The 15,186-nt window shown below is 40.8% G+C and carries 16 protein-coding genes; 6 read left to right on the forward strand and 10 right to left on the reverse strand.

The features are described from left to right. On the reverse strand, positions 1-587 hold a 587-nt coding region (locus V7K89_RS33900), incomplete at its 3' end, for a leucine-rich repeat domain-containing protein (protein WP_335195245.1). 213 nt (positions 588-800) lie between these two features. Next, a complete protein-coding gene (locus tag V7K89_RS33905) occupies positions 801-1,010 on the reverse strand; it encodes a hypothetical protein (RefSeq protein WP_073641323.1) in 210 nt (69 codons plus the stop codon). A 220-nt stretch (positions 1,011-1,230) separates the two neighbouring features. Between V7K89_RS33905 and V7K89_RS33910 the strand changes: the two genes are divergently transcribed. Beyond that, positions 1,231-1,395 carry a hypothetical protein gene (locus V7K89_RS33910; protein WP_335195247.1) on the forward strand — a complete coding sequence of 55 codons (165 nt, stop codon included), beginning with the start codon at positions 1,231-1,233 and terminating at the stop codon, positions 1,393-1,395. A 15-nt stretch (positions 1,396-1,410) separates the two neighbouring features. Here V7K89_RS33910 and V7K89_RS33915 read toward each other — a convergent pair whose 3' ends face one another. The 5 genes from V7K89_RS33915 to V7K89_RS33935 all read right to left on the reverse strand — a co-directional run bounded on the left by V7K89_RS33915 (position 1,411) and on the right by V7K89_RS33935 (position 7,444). Beyond that, entirely contained in the window at positions 1,411-2,946 is a 1,536-nt protein-coding gene (locus tag V7K89_RS33915) for a phytoene desaturase family protein (protein WP_335195267.1), read from the reverse strand. A 372-nt stretch (positions 2,947-3,318) separates the two neighbouring features. Then, positions 3,319-3,573: a hypothetical protein gene (locus tag V7K89_RS33920; protein ID WP_335195248.1), complete on the reverse strand. Its 255-nt coding sequence runs from the start codon at positions 3,571-3,573 to the stop codon at positions 3,319-3,321. Positions 3,574-3,736: 163 nt separating this feature from the next. Further along, positions 3,737-6,325, reverse strand: coding sequence for a chloride channel protein (locus tag V7K89_RS33925; RefSeq protein ID WP_335195269.1), 2,589 nt, complete (start codon positions 6,323-6,325; stop codon positions 3,737-3,739). 211 nt (positions 6,326-6,536) lie between these two features. Then, a complete protein-coding gene (locus V7K89_RS33930; RefSeq protein WP_335195250.1) occupies positions 6,537-6,914 on the reverse strand; it encodes a hypothetical protein in 378 nt (125 codons plus the stop codon). Between the two features lie 272 nt (positions 6,915-7,186). Beyond that, complete coding sequence (locus tag V7K89_RS33935; RefSeq protein WP_335195252.1) at positions 7,187-7,444, reverse strand: hypothetical protein; 258 nt, start codon at positions 7,442-7,444, stop codon at positions 7,187-7,189. Positions 7,445-7,579: 135 nt separating this feature from the next. Here V7K89_RS33935 and V7K89_RS33940 point away from each other — a divergent pair, with 135 nt between their 5' ends. Then, positions 7,580-8,032: a DUF4288 domain-containing protein gene (locus tag V7K89_RS33940; protein ID WP_335195254.1), complete on the forward strand. Its 453-nt coding sequence runs from the start codon at positions 7,580-7,582 to the stop codon at positions 8,030-8,032. A 196-nt stretch (positions 8,033-8,228) separates the two neighbouring features. Here the strand turns inward: V7K89_RS33940 and V7K89_RS33945 are convergent, their stop codons facing one another. Then, a complete protein-coding gene (locus tag V7K89_RS33945) occupies positions 8,229-8,726 on the reverse strand; it encodes a DUF6174 domain-containing protein (RefSeq protein WP_335195256.1) in 498 nt (165 codons plus the stop codon). A gap of 263 nt (positions 8,727-8,989) precedes the next feature. On the opposite strand from V7K89_RS33945, the gene V7K89_RS33950 reads away from it, so the two are divergent. From V7K89_RS33950 to V7K89_RS33960, 3 genes are all read left to right on the forward strand, one after another. Next, on the forward strand, positions 8,990-9,178 hold the full coding sequence (locus V7K89_RS33950; protein ID WP_335195258.1) for a hypothetical protein: 189 nt from the start codon (positions 8,990-8,992) through the stop codon (positions 9,176-9,178). Between the two features lie 72 nt (positions 9,179-9,250). After that, positions 9,251-10,600 (forward strand): MATE family efflux transporter, encoded by a 1,350-nt coding sequence (locus tag V7K89_RS33955; RefSeq protein ID WP_335195260.1) that lies wholly within the window; start codon positions 9,251-9,253, stop codon positions 10,598-10,600. Positions 10,601-10,663: 63 nt separating this feature from the next. After that, entirely contained in the window at positions 10,664-11,854 is a 1,191-nt protein-coding gene (locus tag V7K89_RS33960; protein ID WP_335195262.1) for an MFS transporter, read from the forward strand. 209 nt (positions 11,855-12,063) lie between these two features. Here the strand turns inward: V7K89_RS33960 and V7K89_RS33965 are convergent, their stop codons facing one another. Both V7K89_RS33965 and V7K89_RS33970 read right to left on the reverse strand, forming a co-directional pair. Then, positions 12,064-12,495, reverse strand: coding sequence for a hypothetical protein (locus V7K89_RS33965; RefSeq protein ID WP_335195264.1), 432 nt, complete (start codon positions 12,493-12,495; stop codon positions 12,064-12,066). 385 nt (positions 12,496-12,880) lie between these two features. Beyond that, complete coding sequence (locus V7K89_RS33970) at positions 12,881-13,039, reverse strand: hypothetical protein (protein WP_335195271.1); 159 nt, start codon at positions 13,037-13,039, stop codon at positions 12,881-12,883. Between the two features lie 654 nt (positions 13,040-13,693). Here V7K89_RS33970 and V7K89_RS33975 point away from each other — a divergent pair. Then, a complete protein-coding gene (locus tag V7K89_RS33975; protein WP_335195266.1) occupies positions 13,694-15,106 on the forward strand; it encodes a hypothetical protein in 1,413 nt (470 codons plus the stop codon). Positions 15,107-15,186 lie beyond the last annotated feature (80 nt).

A 15,186-nucleotide genomic window follows, 5' to 3' on the forward strand; every position in this document is an offset into this window, starting at 1 on the left:
TTGGTTAATTTAGCCAGCGCCTCTGGAATCTGGGTTATTTTGTTGTAACTGAGGTCAAGCTGCGTCAGATTGGTTAATTTAGCCAGCGCCTCTGGAATCTGGGTTATTTTGTTGTAACTGAGGTCAAGCTGCGTCAGATTGGTTAATTTAGCCAGCGCCTCTGGTATCTCGGTTATTTGGTTGTTATAGAGGACAAGCTGCGTCAGATTGGTTAATTTAGCCAGCGCCTCTGGTATCTCGGTTAGCTTTACTCGAATTAAGATAAGTTCCTCTAAATGTAGTATTTGCGTTACCACATCGGGAATGCTCTCTAAAGGATTTCCACTAATATCCAACTTACGCAAATTAGGCAAATCCAATAGTTCGAGTGGGAGGGTTTTTAAATTATTGCCTGAAACCTTTTGGAAATAGCGGCTTCCTACTCCTTCAGAACCTTCAATTTTCTTTCCCAAAATCAAAGACTCAAGCTGCTGCAACTTACCAATTTCTACAGGTAACTCAGTCAATTCTTGCCCTGACAAGTCTAACTCTTGCCAATCCTCAGCCACGGCGCGATCTATCAGTACCAACAACTCATCCTGCGTCATAATTCCAAGGAAAAGGGTGAGGAAAGAAGATTGATAAAGATTATCTTAACTGATTAGGGAAAAATGCTAGACCATGATTTTTTGGCGATCTGTCAGTTTGCTGTTTGGGATATTGTGGATTTAGGCGTAGGCGTAGCCTGTCGTAGACATCGCGCTGAGATTGATGGGAAAAAGCGATCTCAAAACATAATAGCTATAGTATCTAACGCAATTTCACCACTCATTTAAATCAACCTGACGACAATCAGTTTGAATTGCTTTCTGTAAATCAGCCGCCTCATCATCACTCAAAATACCCGCAAATTTTGCTAGAGGATGATGACTACGCGTTGTCTGAACCCGATGCAAAAAATCTAACATTACTTTGACTAACTCATCTGGAAGCTCTGCAATTTCTTGGATAAGCTGCTCGCGGCTAGTCATACATTTGCCCTCTTTAGCAAAGTTTATCGTCAATATTATAACGAATGAGATATGGCGATCGCATATATCTAAATTTGGTTTATAGCTATCTCTGTGATTATACCTGCGAGCAATTTTTGGCATTGTTTACAAAATCGAGCGGTCGTAAGTCGGAAAAACTTCATCCACCAAAGATTTGCAGTGCGTTCCGCTGGCGTGACAAAGCTAAATTGTTGCAATCATGGCGATGGATGCGGCTGGCTACGCTTACGCATTTGTTGATTCGGCGATCGCATTTGTTGATTTGGCGAACGCATTTGTTGATTCGGCGAACGCATTTGTTAGTTTGGCGATCGCCCCTGGACTGAGAAAAGTCTATTTACCAGAAGGTGCCTGTAACGATTAAAAGCCAGTCTTGTCCTTAACTTATCTCCTCTAACATAGCTAAATGCTTACTCAAAGGAGCCAGGGTATTAGCAACAATCATCCCACTAGCGACGACGGCTGGTAAACCGATGCCGGGGAATGTAGAGTCACCGCAGCACATCAACCCCGCTAAAGGTGTACTGTGACCAGGAAACAAACCTTTAGCGGCAGAAATTGCCGGGCCATAGGAACCATGATGGCGGCGTAAAAAACGTTCGTGGGTGAGGGGTGTACCAACCAGGGTGATTTCGCAACGGTTGCGGATATCGCTAATGATTCGTTCTAAAGCTTGCCACATCACCTCAGCGCGCGATCGCTTTTGTTGCTCATATTCCTGGCTTCTCCTATCTAGCCCTTGCCAAAGTGCGTAAGGTTCATTACCGGGAGTGTAAACATGAATTACGTGTTTACTTGGGGGTGCAAGGGATGGATCAAGAATTGAGGGTATTGATACCACCACAACATTTTGCGGTGCAGTAATGCCCAATTGCCAATCATTAACCACAATATAATGACAAGCTAAATCTGCTGGTAAACCTTGAGCATCAATACCAAGATGCAAGTGCATAAAACTATCACACTCTGGTATCGCTTGGCGTTGGCTGCGGAATTTGTTTGGTACTGCTCCTTCTGGTAAAAGTTTTAACGTATCCCATACAGAAGCATTAGAAACAACTGCTCGCCGCGCCCAAATTTCTTCTCCATTTCGCAGTTTGACACCTACCGCCCGTTTACCTTGTACCAAAACTTGCTCAACATGAGAGCCTAACATTAATTTCCCGCCATGTTTTTCTAGTCCTTGCACCAGTGCATTGACTAAAGCACCACTACCACCAACAGGGTAATCTAACGCTACTCCTGGTTTGTACCACTCCGCAAACATAAATGCGACTTCCGCGGCGTTAGTTCCTGATGCTGGTAGTCCAGAGATAAGAAAACACAACAAGTTCAACCAGTTAATAATAAAGGGGTCATGGACAACACCATTCACGATCCGGTCAAAAGACCCCGTTAACTTAAGAATATTGGCAGTATGTTTAGCTAACGATGGAGCAAATTTACTGATAGTCAAAGCTGCACCTATATCTAAACGTAATGCAGTTGGAGGGAGAGCGGTCGCAGCTGCGGCTAGTGGTGTCATCACCGCTTGCAAGCGTCGCCATTCGGACACTGCATCTTCACCTCGCAGTCTTGCCAGCACTTCACAAAACTGTTCTGCACCCACAGATGTATCAAAATCACCTTCTGGTAGCCGACAACCCCAAGTATCATAAGTCACACACGGCAAATCCACACCAATTACATCTAGCACTTGTCGTAAAGGGTTAACGGAAGGAGTGTAAGACAACCCAGAGTAAAGAGAAGGGCCACTATCAAACTTAAATCCTTGACGTTCAAAACTGTGCGCCGCTCCACCAGCAATTGTATGACTTTCACAAACAGTCACATCAAAGCCATATCGCGCCAAAACAGCAGCACAACTCAACCCCCCTATACCACTACCAATTACAACTACATCTTTTTGGTTCATAGTCATTAGTGCATAGTCTATAGTTATTGTGCCAAGTTTTTCACTCTCAACAACTGAGGAGAAAGCAGATTTTCTAATGTTTGGGTTTGCTATATCATTTTTCAAGGCGGGAATTTTGTCAGTTTTTTATTTTGTTTTTGTTTGATTCACATCTTTTTTCAATCAGCGTTCCTTATATTCTTAAACTTTGTAGAAAGTGCATCAAATAACAGCTTGGTTGTGCCTGTAGCCTTGGCGATCGCCCCTTTCCCCAGAATTGGAACTAGCTGCGATGCCTACGGCGAGCTTCGCTAACGCAGTTGGCATTTTTCTAGTTCTCTATGCTGTTGGTGCTTTGGTGAGGGAACTAAAAAGGTGAGATGGCAAGAGCGATCACATTTGCTGATTTGGCGAACGCATTTGCTGATTTGGCGAACGCATTTGCTGATTTGGCGAACGCATTTGTTGATTTAGCGAACGCATTTGTTGATTTGGCGAACGCATTTGTTGATTCGGCGAACGCATTTGTTGAGTTGACGAACTCATTTGTTGATTTGGCGATCGCATTTGTTGATTCGGCGAACGCATTTGTTGATTCGGCGAACGCATTTGTTGATTCGGCGAACGCATTTGTTTTTTTTGAGTCAAGCAAACGCTCCCCTTACCAAGGGTACGGTGTATATACAAGTCTGAAATAGTTGATTAACCAGGGTTTTACCCCACCCTAACCCTCCCCTTGTAAAGGGGAGGGAACTAGATAGATTCTTTTTTCCCCCCTTTCCAAGGGGGGATTAAGGGGAGTAATTCGACATTAAGTTTTGACCATAATCACTGTACAATTACTCTTGCGAGAAATATTCTCGGCAATATTTCCTTGAATCGCTTGTTGCAGTAGACTTTCACGGCTAGCTCCCAAGACAATCACATCACTATTGTCTTGTTTGGCACAATTAAGAACAGCTTCAGAAACAGAATTGGCACAAACGGGAGTAGCCATCACTTCACCACTAACTCGGCGTTGCAGAAAGTGAACAGATTTATCTAGTAATGTTGTGTCAGGAGTCGAGTTAGTCGGCTGGAAAACCTGACATAGCTTGATTTGGGGTGATGTACTTAAAGAAGCCAGAGCAGGTAATAACTTAATTGCTTGGCTGGAGTTAGGGCCGCCTGCCATTGGCAACAACCAACGGTCAAAGGATCTTTTATCATCCAATTTAGCCAAGATAACATCACAAGCAGCCTGTCGAATTATCGTATCCACCACTCGGCTAAAAACTCTACCAGGAGTTGATGTAGTGCCTTTCCATCCCATCAGCACCAAGTCAATATGTCGCGCTTTAACAGTCTCTAAAATTGCCCCAGCAACATTATGAGCAACTCGAATCTCGGTATGAACGGGAATCCGCCACTCTTCTCCTAACTGTATTGCCCGTTGCAAAAGTTGAAGACTTTTGCTGATTTGCACTGGTGTTTCCGATGGGATACGACCAGACGCAACGATAATCACTTGTAGGCATTCTATTTCGTAATTGCGATCTTTGGCGATCGCAACTGCCATGTCTAGTAAAGTCTCGGCTGTTTGAGGATGTGAAAGTGGTACTAACAACCTTCCTTTGCCAATAGCCGGAGCGCGAGTTTGGTAAACTACATAAGAAGGTGCTGATTTGGGTTCTATTTGTTCGTTACCACTAAGTCGCTCTGCTTCTACACGGATAATATCACTACGAGTAATAATTCCTATGAGCTTGCGATTCTCTGTAACAGGTAAACAGCTGAGGTGATAACGATTGAGTATATGCAGTACATGAGCCAGTGTTGCTGTGGGATTTACTGTTACAGGCTCTGGTGTCATAATCTCGCTAACAGTTGTATCTTTGCCTGACTGTTGCGAAGCAATACTAACTAAATCTTCCTGAGTCACAATACCAACAACTTTACCATTTTTTAAAACTGGAAAGTTGCGATGGCGAGAGTCGGAAAATGCCTGTACTGCTTCATCAATACTTATTTGACTAGAGAGAGTTTCCACCCGCCGTTGCATCACATCTATAGCACTCAGTTGTGCCAGAAGTCCCTCTGTGCCAGGCTCTTTGGTGATGTGAATCCCTTTCCACTCTAGTAGAAGGTCGTAGAGCGATCGCCGATCGATTTTTTCCGCTACTAAATAGGCAACCACAGAGGCAATCATGAGCGGTAGCACCAGATTGAAATCTGTTGTCATCTCAAACACAATGACGACTGCTGTAATTGGAACCTTGGAGACGGCGCTAAAAAAGGCAGCCATGCCAACATGAGCATAGACTGTGGCAGCACTCATTCCCAGTAAACTGTGTTCGACAGCACCCACTAAGTAACCAAGGGCAGCCCCCAACGCCAAAGTGGGAACTAGTAAACCCCCTGGCGCTCCAGAGCCGTAGGTAAAAATAATTAGGATAAACTGAACTAAAAAAGCGATCGCTGCAAATGACCAATTAGCACTACCCACAAGCAAAATTTCTCTCAGCCCAGCATGATCGCGAAAGGTAGCAGGTAAAAAGGCGATCGCCGCACCACTAACTAACCCAGCGATTCCAATTCGCCAGGGTAAACTCAAGCGTAGCCGGCGGCGGTTGATTGCTAGACTCTCAAGAATACCTTTATTAAATAGAATTCCTAAAACTCCCGCCAGCAGTCCTAAAATCAAGTAGAAAGGGATTTCCTGAGCGAAAAAAGTTGTATCGGGAAGACCTAAATTTGCATGATTCAGATCCAGGCTGTGACTACCATAGACCCGAGAAATCACTGAAGCGATGAAAGAAGCCAAAATCGCAGCACCAAGAGTTATATCTGATACATCTTGGAGTAATTCTTCCACCACAAAAAGCACACCTGCGATCGGTGCATTAAAAGCCGCAGCTAACCCAGCTCCGGCTCCGGCGGCGATCAGTTGGCGACGATGCTCTGGTGAAGTTGGTACCCAGTTACTAAGTTGATTTGCCAAGGCTGCCCCAATTTGGACAGTCGGCCCTTCTCGTCCTAAAGGCATTCCAGAACCCAACACTAATGTAGCGCTGATCAACTTCACCAAAGCAATCCGTAGATTTAATGGCATCGGCACGCGAGCCAATACAGCTTTGACTTCAGACATCCCACTACCTGATGCTTCTGGTGCGAAGCGCTCTACTAGCCAACCAGCTAAAAGTCCCCCTGCTAGTCCAATAGCTGGTAGCACCAAGTAGGCAGACCAATGGTAAGAAAGATGCACTCGCCATGCACCTGCCCAATCCACTGTCTGTCCTAATAGAACTGCCGCTACCCCAGAAACTAGACCAATCAGGCAAGCTTCTACAAAAGCTAACCGCCTGGGTTGAAGCATCTGACGAGAAAGCCTCAACCAGAGAATTTTACCCCTGGCTAACATATTTTTAGCAATCACTTGTGATCAATGAAGGTATATAAATGTCTGAAATATCTTACCGTTCACCCTATTTATAGCCTTTCATAAAAAAAAGAAATTAGAATTAAATTTTTCTATACCTAAAGATAGATATATAGTAGCAGTACAGCAAATCTGCCTAGATTAGGATTTACGCATAAAGATTCTCTAGAAAAATTGGGTGTAAAGCTTACTATTAACGTTGCCAATCATACATTAATCGTCCACGGCGATCGCGCACAAGATCCCATTCTCCATGACGATATCGTGGTCCGTAATAACCTATAGAGCGATAGTGTCGCCTATAATGATGTCGTCGATTCCACTGGCGTTGATAATAATATTTTCTACTCCGATGCCGTCTATGATGATGCCGTCTATGATAACGTCGTCGAGTCCATCTGTGAGCTAACAAAAACTCTTCACTTTGTCCTACTAATTTTGTCTGTACGTCAATACTCTGTTCATTGAGAACGTTATTTAGAGTATTATCTTTGGCTTCAACCAAAGTAGGTGGATAAATGAAGGCTAATAACAGGAACACAATTGAGGATAGCTTTTTGAAACGATTCACGTCTTTGCTTTTCCTAAACTATTGGTAATAATTTTATTTAATACTTAAGTTGAGAAATTATATAGTTCAGAATTCACAAATTTGAGTAACGCAAATGTAATTGAAAGTACATCTAGCGGTTCCCATTCAGATGCAGTACAACGTTATATTGCAAGGTGTAGGGATACGTCGCTTAACAGTTAACAGTAAATCCCCATCAATGAATAGATTCGATTTAATAGTCTCTAGATTTCCTAGCTTGGCATTATATCGATACAAGCTTTCAAAGCTGGCTATGTGATATTGACTTTTTCCCAGATATCATAGTCATCAATTGCCAGACTATGAGCTTCTTCTCCTCCTTGCTCGTTTTGAAAATTATAGTAGATAACAGGATATCCCCACCGATCAATTTCACTAATTCTCAAAATAGCACGCTCGGCAATAAGTCGCTGGTATAGTTGCATTGTATTTTCAAGCATTTGTATTTGTGGTAATTGCAAAATACAAATGCGATCGCCAACACGTAGATCGCGCCAAGATTGATTCATTGTCATTTTTGAATTGTTTAGCAAATGTTGCTTTTCAGCTAGCATAACCTGTGAGATAAGTTTCAAAAATCCTTTCAAAGATCACTGAATAGTCAATGATAGTATTATTGGTAGAAATTTTGGGTTTTATAAGCAATGGCATACATTCCAAAGGATGCATGGTATATCGCTGAATTGGTCATTGAGTGTAAGGTTGAGGGAAATCCACACAATGTTGTTCATGTAAATATTGTTCTTGTCCGTGCTTCTTCACCAGAAGAGGCTTTTGAGAAAGCCGAAGAACTTGGTTATGAGAGTAACGACACATATCTTAATCCCAAAAATCAAACCGTAACTTTTACTTATAGAGGCTTACGGCATCTCGATGTGATTCATGATGAATTAGAACATGGTGGTGAACTGATGTTTGAAGAAAAAATTGGTATACATGAGAGCGAGTTACAACAAATGTTGACTCCAAAATCTCAGCTAGCTATTTTTCGTCCGTTAAAACCAATAGATCCATCTAAGCCAGACTATAGAAGTAAAGAAATTATGGATGAAGTCGCAAAAATTATCAGTGGCGATGGTGTTATTGAAAGACTTTAAATGCTTCAGCCCAACAATGTATTCGCCACCCTAAACCTTTACAATAGAGTTAAGTACAGCTTTGCATTAATTCGTAGCGAATTTTCCGCCATCTGCGCCACTGTAATTTGCTAGTAAATTCCACTCTATAGAACAAGTAAGCTACGCTGAATCAATTAAGCACTGCTGTAGCAAATAATGCTCTCACTAATCAGAGTTAATTAATTTTTTGCAGATTGCTAATTGTAAAAAATATTTCATCATCAGCGATCTGACTATTATAATCAATGTTAATTTGAGTTGGATAACCAAGTATTGGATCGTATTGTACAGTCAAGTTTGCTGCTTTACGAATGAGCGCATCTCTGATGATATTAAAGAGTTTAGGAATTGTATTATATTGTTGAAACAATTCTGCCTCAGCTGGCTGTTTCGTTGCTTTATAAGTTATAGAATTTGTGGCTCGATTGCGTACTTCAATAATCACTGGTTCTGTGGCTTTCGGTAAACAATTGCAACTTCTAGTAAATTCATAGCGATAGTTAGAGATTTTTTGCCGTCTCCATAATCGGTAATTAATCTTAAATTGTTCTAAGGCTAAACTACTAGGCGCAGGTGTTTCGGCTACTTGTATAGGAAAAGGTTGAGATATTACAGGTGCACTAAAACCTAAAGATGCCATTAAAATAGTACTAATTGCAATTGGTAAGCGCATATAAATTCATTCTTAACTCCAACTGCTTACTTTAACGTAGCTTCAAGATGATTACCAAAACATTGAAATTATTTGTGACACTCAAAGCTGGTAAGCTGTTACGCAAAGAAAATTGCACATTAACTAGTGAGAGTTGTCCTTTGTCAAAAGTCCTCTCTTACAAAGTTAAGGCAGTCTGTTAGCAGGGTTCCCCGCTTAAAGGAACTGCCGTCTGATGCCTACGGTGGGCTGCGCCAATGGATAGCGTAGCGTAAAGCCTTCTCTTGTCTTTCAGAGACAAAGACAGCGAACGAGAGGCTTGTCTGCGACACGCTGCGCGTAGCTTGCTTCCACGAAGTGGTACGCCAACGGTATGGCAACTCTTGGAGACGCTACGCAAACGCTTAGAGCGAGTCCGCGAGCGTCGGAAACCTCCGAGTCGTGACGAAAGCGCTTTGTTTTTAGAAACATAAATGACTAATGACTAATGACGGTCTATATGGAAAATAGGGCAATATATAGGCGCATTAGCTTATCAACTGTATATGTTTTCTGAAGTTAAAAAATGTCTGATGTTAGCCGTACCTTTGGCAGCGGCACAACTGGCTCAATCTGCAACTGGTTTTGTGGATACGGTAATGATGGGCTGGTTGGGAAGTCAAACCATTGCATCTGGAGGTTTGGGATCTGTTATCTTTAGTTTTTGTCTGTTGATTATTACTGGTATCGTTTCTGCTGTCAGTCCCTTAGCTGCCCAAGCATACGGAGCCGGAAATAGAGAAAAAGTTGGCACAATTGTCCGGCTTGGACTAGGGATATCTCTGGTGCTAGGAATACCAATTACATTGCTGCTCTACAATGGAGGTACTTTACTACTTTTACTAGGACAGGATGCTAACACGGTAGCACTAGCAGAAATTTATTTAAGAGCGATCGCACTGGGTTTTATTCCTGCTTTAGGCTTTGGAGTACTTAAAAGCTTTCTTTCTGCTCTATTGCAACCGCAATTAGTGATCGTGACTGTGGTTTTGGGTACTCTATTCAACATCATAGCTAACTATGTGTTGATGTTTGGTAAACTAGGATTCCCGGCGCTGGGTTTAGCTGGTATCGGTTGGGCAAGCACACTTTCACTTTGGAGTATGTTTGTTGCTTTGACAGTTTATATATGTAATCAGCCTGACTTTGCAGTTTACGATATTTTTCGACCTTCGTCTTACGAAGCTTTTCCTCTAGAACATCGCCGGATTGTTGGCGAGATTTTTCAGGTTGGATTACCCATCGGGGGTCTGATTGCAGTCGAAGGCGGACTGTTCACTGTTGTCACTTTCTCAATCGGACGATTGGGAACAACTGCCCTCGCTGCTCATCAAATTGCTTTACAAACAATTTCGATCTCATTCCAGATGGCACTAGGTATTTCTCTAGCGACAACAGTTCGTGTTGGACAGTTAGCCGGACAGAATGACCTAGTTGGCACTCGTCTAGCTGGATATGTAGGCATTGCCATTGCAGCTTTATCTATGGGTGTAGTAGCCCTTGTATTTCGGCTAATACCAAAGTCGATTATTTCTCTTTATATTGACATCAACAATCACAACAATGCAGATGTAGTTGCCCTAGCGGTGAAATTGCTAGCAGTCGCGGCAATTTTTCAAATAGTTGACGGTGTGCAAGTTACTGCTGCAGGAGCATTACGCGGACTAAAAGACACTCGAATCCCTATGTTGATTGGAATTTTTGCTTATTGGTGTGTTGGTTTATTCACTGGTTATATTTTTGGGATCTCGTTGGAGTTTGGAGCTATTGGTTTTTGGTGGGGATTGGCTATTGGTTTAGCGATCGCTGCAATAATCCTAACTTGGCGGTTTAGCACCAGGAAAACTAATAACTGATAAATACAGATGAAGTTCAAGGGAAAAGTCCTCAAGCAACTAAATTATAGTGACTTAGGTTGAATGAAAAAACAAATTTCAAGTAATGGATTAACTAAAATTCAGGTACTGATTATGGCGATCGCATCTGGTATGTGTGTTGCTAACATTTATTATAATCAGCCAATTCTCAAAGATATTGCATTTTCTTTTCAAGTTAGTGAAGGTGAAGTAGGTAGCATATCTGTGCTTTCACAAGTTGGTTACGGTTTTGGGCTTTTCTTTTTAATTCCCTTGGGCGATAAAATCAACAAAAAAAAATTAATTATTTCCTTACTTATATGTTTATTCTGTTTGTTGATATTCATGACGTTTTCACAAAATATCGTCGAGGTTTGGATATTGAGCGTAGCAATTGGAATTACAACAGTTTCCGCTCAGATTATTCTTCCCTTAGCAGCAAGTATAGATAGAGTAACTACAGGTCAAACTGTAGGCAGTATTTTTACTGGTATATTGATTGGAATTTTAGGAGCAAGGGTTTTTAGTGGATATATTGCTGAATACTTGAGTTGGCGTTATGTATATGGATTTTCAGGAGTAATGATTTTAATTGTTACTGTTTTGCTCAAGATTTACTTGCCTAATGTAAATAATGAATATACTGGTGATTATTTTGATTTATTAAAATCAACGCTTCAACAATTCAAACGTTTCTCCTTATTGAGAGAGACATCTTTAATTGGGGGATTAATATTTGGTGTCTTTTGCTCATTTTGGACAACCTTGACTTTCCATTTAAGCGGAGCACCTTTTAACTTTCAATCTGACATAATTGGGATGTATGGCTTTGTGGCGATCGCAGGTGCATTAATGGCACCAATTTTTGGAAAATTAGCCGATAGAGGTAATTCCCAACGTTCCTTAACTATTTCTATATCCCTGGTGATTGCAAGTTTAGTAATTGCTAAAATTGCTTCTAGTTCAGCGCTGGCGATCGCTGTTGCTGTATTGTTACTAGATGTAGGTACACAGGCAATTCAAGTCACCAATGTTGCCAGAATATACACTCTTGATGCTCAATCAAATAGTCGCATCAATACAGTTTACATGACTACCTATTTTATTGGTGGTGCTGTAGGTACTAGTATTGGTCTATTATGCTGGCATTTTGGTGGCTGGAATTTGGTGACTTGGCAGATGTTAGTTTTTACTTTGCTTGCATTTATTGTTATAGTCAGACCCAAAATTACTACAGCAAGCATAAATAAATAATAAATAGACCTCTTGCATAAATCAAAAATAAAGAACCCCACCCCGCATTTGAGTAAAGCAAACGCTCCTCTCCCCTTGGTAAGGGGCTACGGTGTACATACAATGTCAAATTACCCCCTTAATCCCCCTTTAGAAGGGGGGATTAAGGGGGTCTATTCGACTTATGCAAGAGGTCTAATTTGTTGATATTTGCGATCAACAATGTTGTTTTAAGCTATTGGGCGACTACCATCTATCTCGAGAGTATCTTTAACTTGAAGTTTACTCTTGGCGATCGGACGTTGACCATCTATATCAAGAATTTTCTCAACCTCTAAATCACTAGGATCAATTGGACGCTCGCCGTCTACAGCTAGCATCTCTTGTTCTTGAAAATTACTCTTAGCGATTGGGCGTTGACCATCTATATCAATTGTTTTATCGCTATAATTTTCATTTTTTGCAATTGGTCGCTCACCATCTATATTAATTGTTTCTTTAACCTGAATGTTACTTGGATCAACTGGACGCTGGCCATCTATATTAATTGTTTTAGTTGACTGTTTAGGTTCATTAGATAATGAATTCTCGTTAGTTTCAGCCATTTTTGCCTCTCGATTTAAATTGCTTTTAGTACTATCAACTTTGTTTTTGTTATCCATATTCTTTATTATTTTTATAGACTATTTATCTGTTGCCAATATCATTTTAATAATTGTTTATCTCTCAGTTAAAGAGACTAAGTTTGGGTAAATAGCATGAAAATTTGCTCATCTAATAAGATAATATACTGAAGTGGAATAAAAAAATCCTCTACCACAGCACAGAATATATCTGTGACTTTAGAGGGATTTTTCATCTTTCAAAAAAAACTTAATTAAATTGTTTGAGGAATGTGAGATTTTCTAACGCAGCTAAATCCGGTGACAGCAGCACTGATTGTAAGTCCAGTACTGTTTGCGTAGCGTCTTTGTCAGCAGAAGGCAGGTTTCCCATAAAGCAAACGTATCTAAATATTGACGAGCCTGGATCGATACTGTTGCCAAATTACGAAGGTTCAATGCCTGTAGAAACGGAATGGATACGTCCTAAAGAAGTCAGCTTGGCAAAAAACTGGGTTAATAAAGTAGACTCAGGAATTTCTGTAAGTATCGCCAGCCCTATCTCTTCATACTCTTTTTTTGGCAAAGGTATTGAGTAATACATTGCTAATTTAAAACACAGGTGGGAGTGGTTGATCTTGCGCAGTAAGTGAGATGATTTTTGTCCTCACGCAGAGATGCAGTTTACCGTTAGGCGTTTCTGTAGGATAACGCGGAGAATCAGAGATCAAAAGATTGAATTTTCATCTTCATATTCAGTAACTTACGGGTATTCAATACACCTCTTGCACGAATGTTGAATATACTAAACAAAATAACTGGCAAGAGCCATATTTTAGGTCTTTTTTGCGCCTTTACAGGAACTTCTAAATATATATTTTTATGCAAATGTCTAACTTCATTGTTATCCCAAATCAATGTCGGTGCTGCAACAAGCAAGGAAACTTATTCTTGCAACGCCCGTGCAATAGTATACTTTGTGGTAACAATTTCTATTAATAAGTAACCCAAAAACTACTTGTGCCTAATTATGTAACTATTTTCAGTAGTTATAACAAATTATACATAATTAGTGTAAAATCTTGACAAAGTATTTTTAATTTGCCAAAACATTTATATCAACTATTAGCTATTAGCAAGTATTACGTCATCTTCAAACTCAAGGGAGAATGCATACCGCATTTTTGCTTAATTTTATACTGCTTAGTTTATCTACTAAGTATTATCTCTATCTTCATTCCTTTACTAATGAGACTATATGAGCATTCGCTTGTTCCATATTCCTTTAAGAATAATCCGCTTTTCTATGCTCACTCTAGCTACGACCGTAGCACTTACAACCGTTAAACCTACTCGCAGCATAACATCTGGGTATCAATGGAATCATGTCTCCATAGGGGGAGGAGGCTATGTTACCAATATTTATCTGCATCCTTTAGAGCGGAATTTAGCCTACATTAGAACCGATATAGGTGGCTTCTATCGTTGGAATTCGCCAGAGAAGAAATGGATTCCATTAACAGATTCCTTTGGGTCTGATAAAAGTAACTACTACGGCGGAGAAGGATTAGCGCTTGACCCTAACAATCCAAATGTTATCTATATCGCAACAGGCAAATATACTGGGGCTGGCTTAGGAACAATCTTCAAATCGACCAATAAAGGTCAAACCTGGAGCAAACTGAATATAGATTTGCCAATGGGTGGGAACGAAACTAAGCGATGGGCGGGGGAAAGGCTGGGAGTTAATCCATTTAATTCTAATATCATCTTCTTTGGTTCGCGTTTAGATGGATTATGGAAGTCGGTGAATGCTGGCCAAACATGGAAGAAAGTAAGCTCTTTCTCTGGAAAACCTAATGCATACATTGGTATTGTAGGAATTTTGTTTAGCAAAAAGAATGCTGGCTTGGTTTATGCAAATGCCTATGGAGACGGGATATATAAGTCTACCGATACAGGTGTTACCTGGAGCAGAATAGCCAAAAGCCCATCAAAAGTCAATCGAATGGCGCTTAATAACAATGGAGTCCTGTATGTAACGCACACATCAGGAGTTAGCAAATATGCAAATGGGACTTGGAGCAATATTACGCCAACTAATATCAAAACTATTTCATTTAATGGGCTTTCTATAGATCCCAATAACTCTAATCACATTTTAGTTACTTATGACCAATACCATGAAAGTACTAATTACTCTAGAGTCTTTCAATCTACCGATGGTGGAACTACATGGCAACAGAAAAGCCATTCATTGAATCCTCAAGTACCTTGGTGGCCAAACTGGTATTTTGCTTCTGCGGCCTCAGCGATTGAATTTGACCCAAATATTGCTGGCAAAGTTTGGTTAACAGACTGGTTCGGAACTTGGCAGGCAGACAATATCAATGCTAACAAGCCTATCTGGTCTAACTATGAAAAAGGACATGAGCAAACAGTTGCATTTGAACTCATCTCACCTCCAAAAGGCTCACTATTGTTAAGCGGTATGGCTGATGTAGAAGGCTTTAACCATGGCCAGAAATTAGATACTTATCCATCTACTCAATTGGGTGGTAGTAACGGCCCTTGGTTTCAAGAAACATACAGTATTGCCTACAGTGAAAAAGATCCCTTACGTATGGTACGCGTTGGCGGACATCGAGGGTTCAATACCGAATGGCACTAAGAAAAGCTCTAAGCCATGCAGGATAAGTGGTACAGATTTTAAAGCTATTGAACAGTGAAGGTCTTGGTATGGGACAGGCG

Origin of the sequence: Nostoc sp. (genome assembly GCF_036917515.1) — a bacterium.
Lineage (GTDB): Bacteria > Cyanobacteriota > Cyanobacteriia > Cyanobacteriales > Nostocaceae > Nostoc.

Coding starts and splice junctions, on each gene's coding strand:
- V7K89_RS33905 (WP_073641323.1), bottom strand. CDS start 1,010: ATGACTAGCCGCGAGCAGCTTATCCAAGAAATTGCAGAGCTTCCAGAT.
- V7K89_RS33910 (WP_335195247.1), top strand. CDS start 1,231: ATGGCGATGGATGCGGCTGGCTACGCTTACGCATTTGTTGATTCGGCG.
- V7K89_RS33915 (WP_335195267.1), bottom strand. CDS start 2,946: ATGAACCAAAAAGATGTAGTTGTAATTGGTAGTGGTATAGGGGGGTTG.
- V7K89_RS33925 (WP_335195269.1), bottom strand. CDS start 6,325: ATGTTAGCCAGGGGTAAAATTCTCTGGTTGAGGCTTTCTCGTCAGATG.
- V7K89_RS33935 (WP_335195252.1), bottom strand. CDS start 7,444: ATGAATCAATCTTGGCGCGATCTACGTGTTGGCGATCGCATTTGTATT.
- V7K89_RS33940 (WP_335195254.1), top strand. CDS start 7,580: ATGGCATACATTCCAAAGGATGCATGGTATATCGCTGAATTGGTCATT.
- V7K89_RS33945 (WP_335195256.1), bottom strand. CDS start 8,726: ATGCGCTTACCAATTGCAATTAGTACTATTTTAATGGCATCTTTAGGT.
- V7K89_RS33955 (WP_335195260.1), top strand. CDS start 9,251: ATGTTTTCTGAAGTTAAAAAATGTCTGATGTTAGCCGTACCTTTGGCA.
- V7K89_RS33960 (WP_335195262.1), top strand. CDS start 10,664: ATGAAAAAACAAATTTCAAGTAATGGATTAACTAAAATTCAGGTACTG.
- V7K89_RS33965 (WP_335195264.1), bottom strand. CDS start 12,495: ATGGATAACAAAAACAAAGTTGATAGTACTAAAAGCAATTTAAATCGA.
- V7K89_RS33970 (WP_335195271.1), bottom strand. CDS start 13,039: ATGTATTACTCAATACCTTTGCCAAAAAAAGAGTATGAAGAGATAGGG.
- V7K89_RS33975 (WP_335195266.1), top strand. CDS start 13,694: ATGAGCATTCGCTTGTTCCATATTCCTTTAAGAATAATCCGCTTTTCT.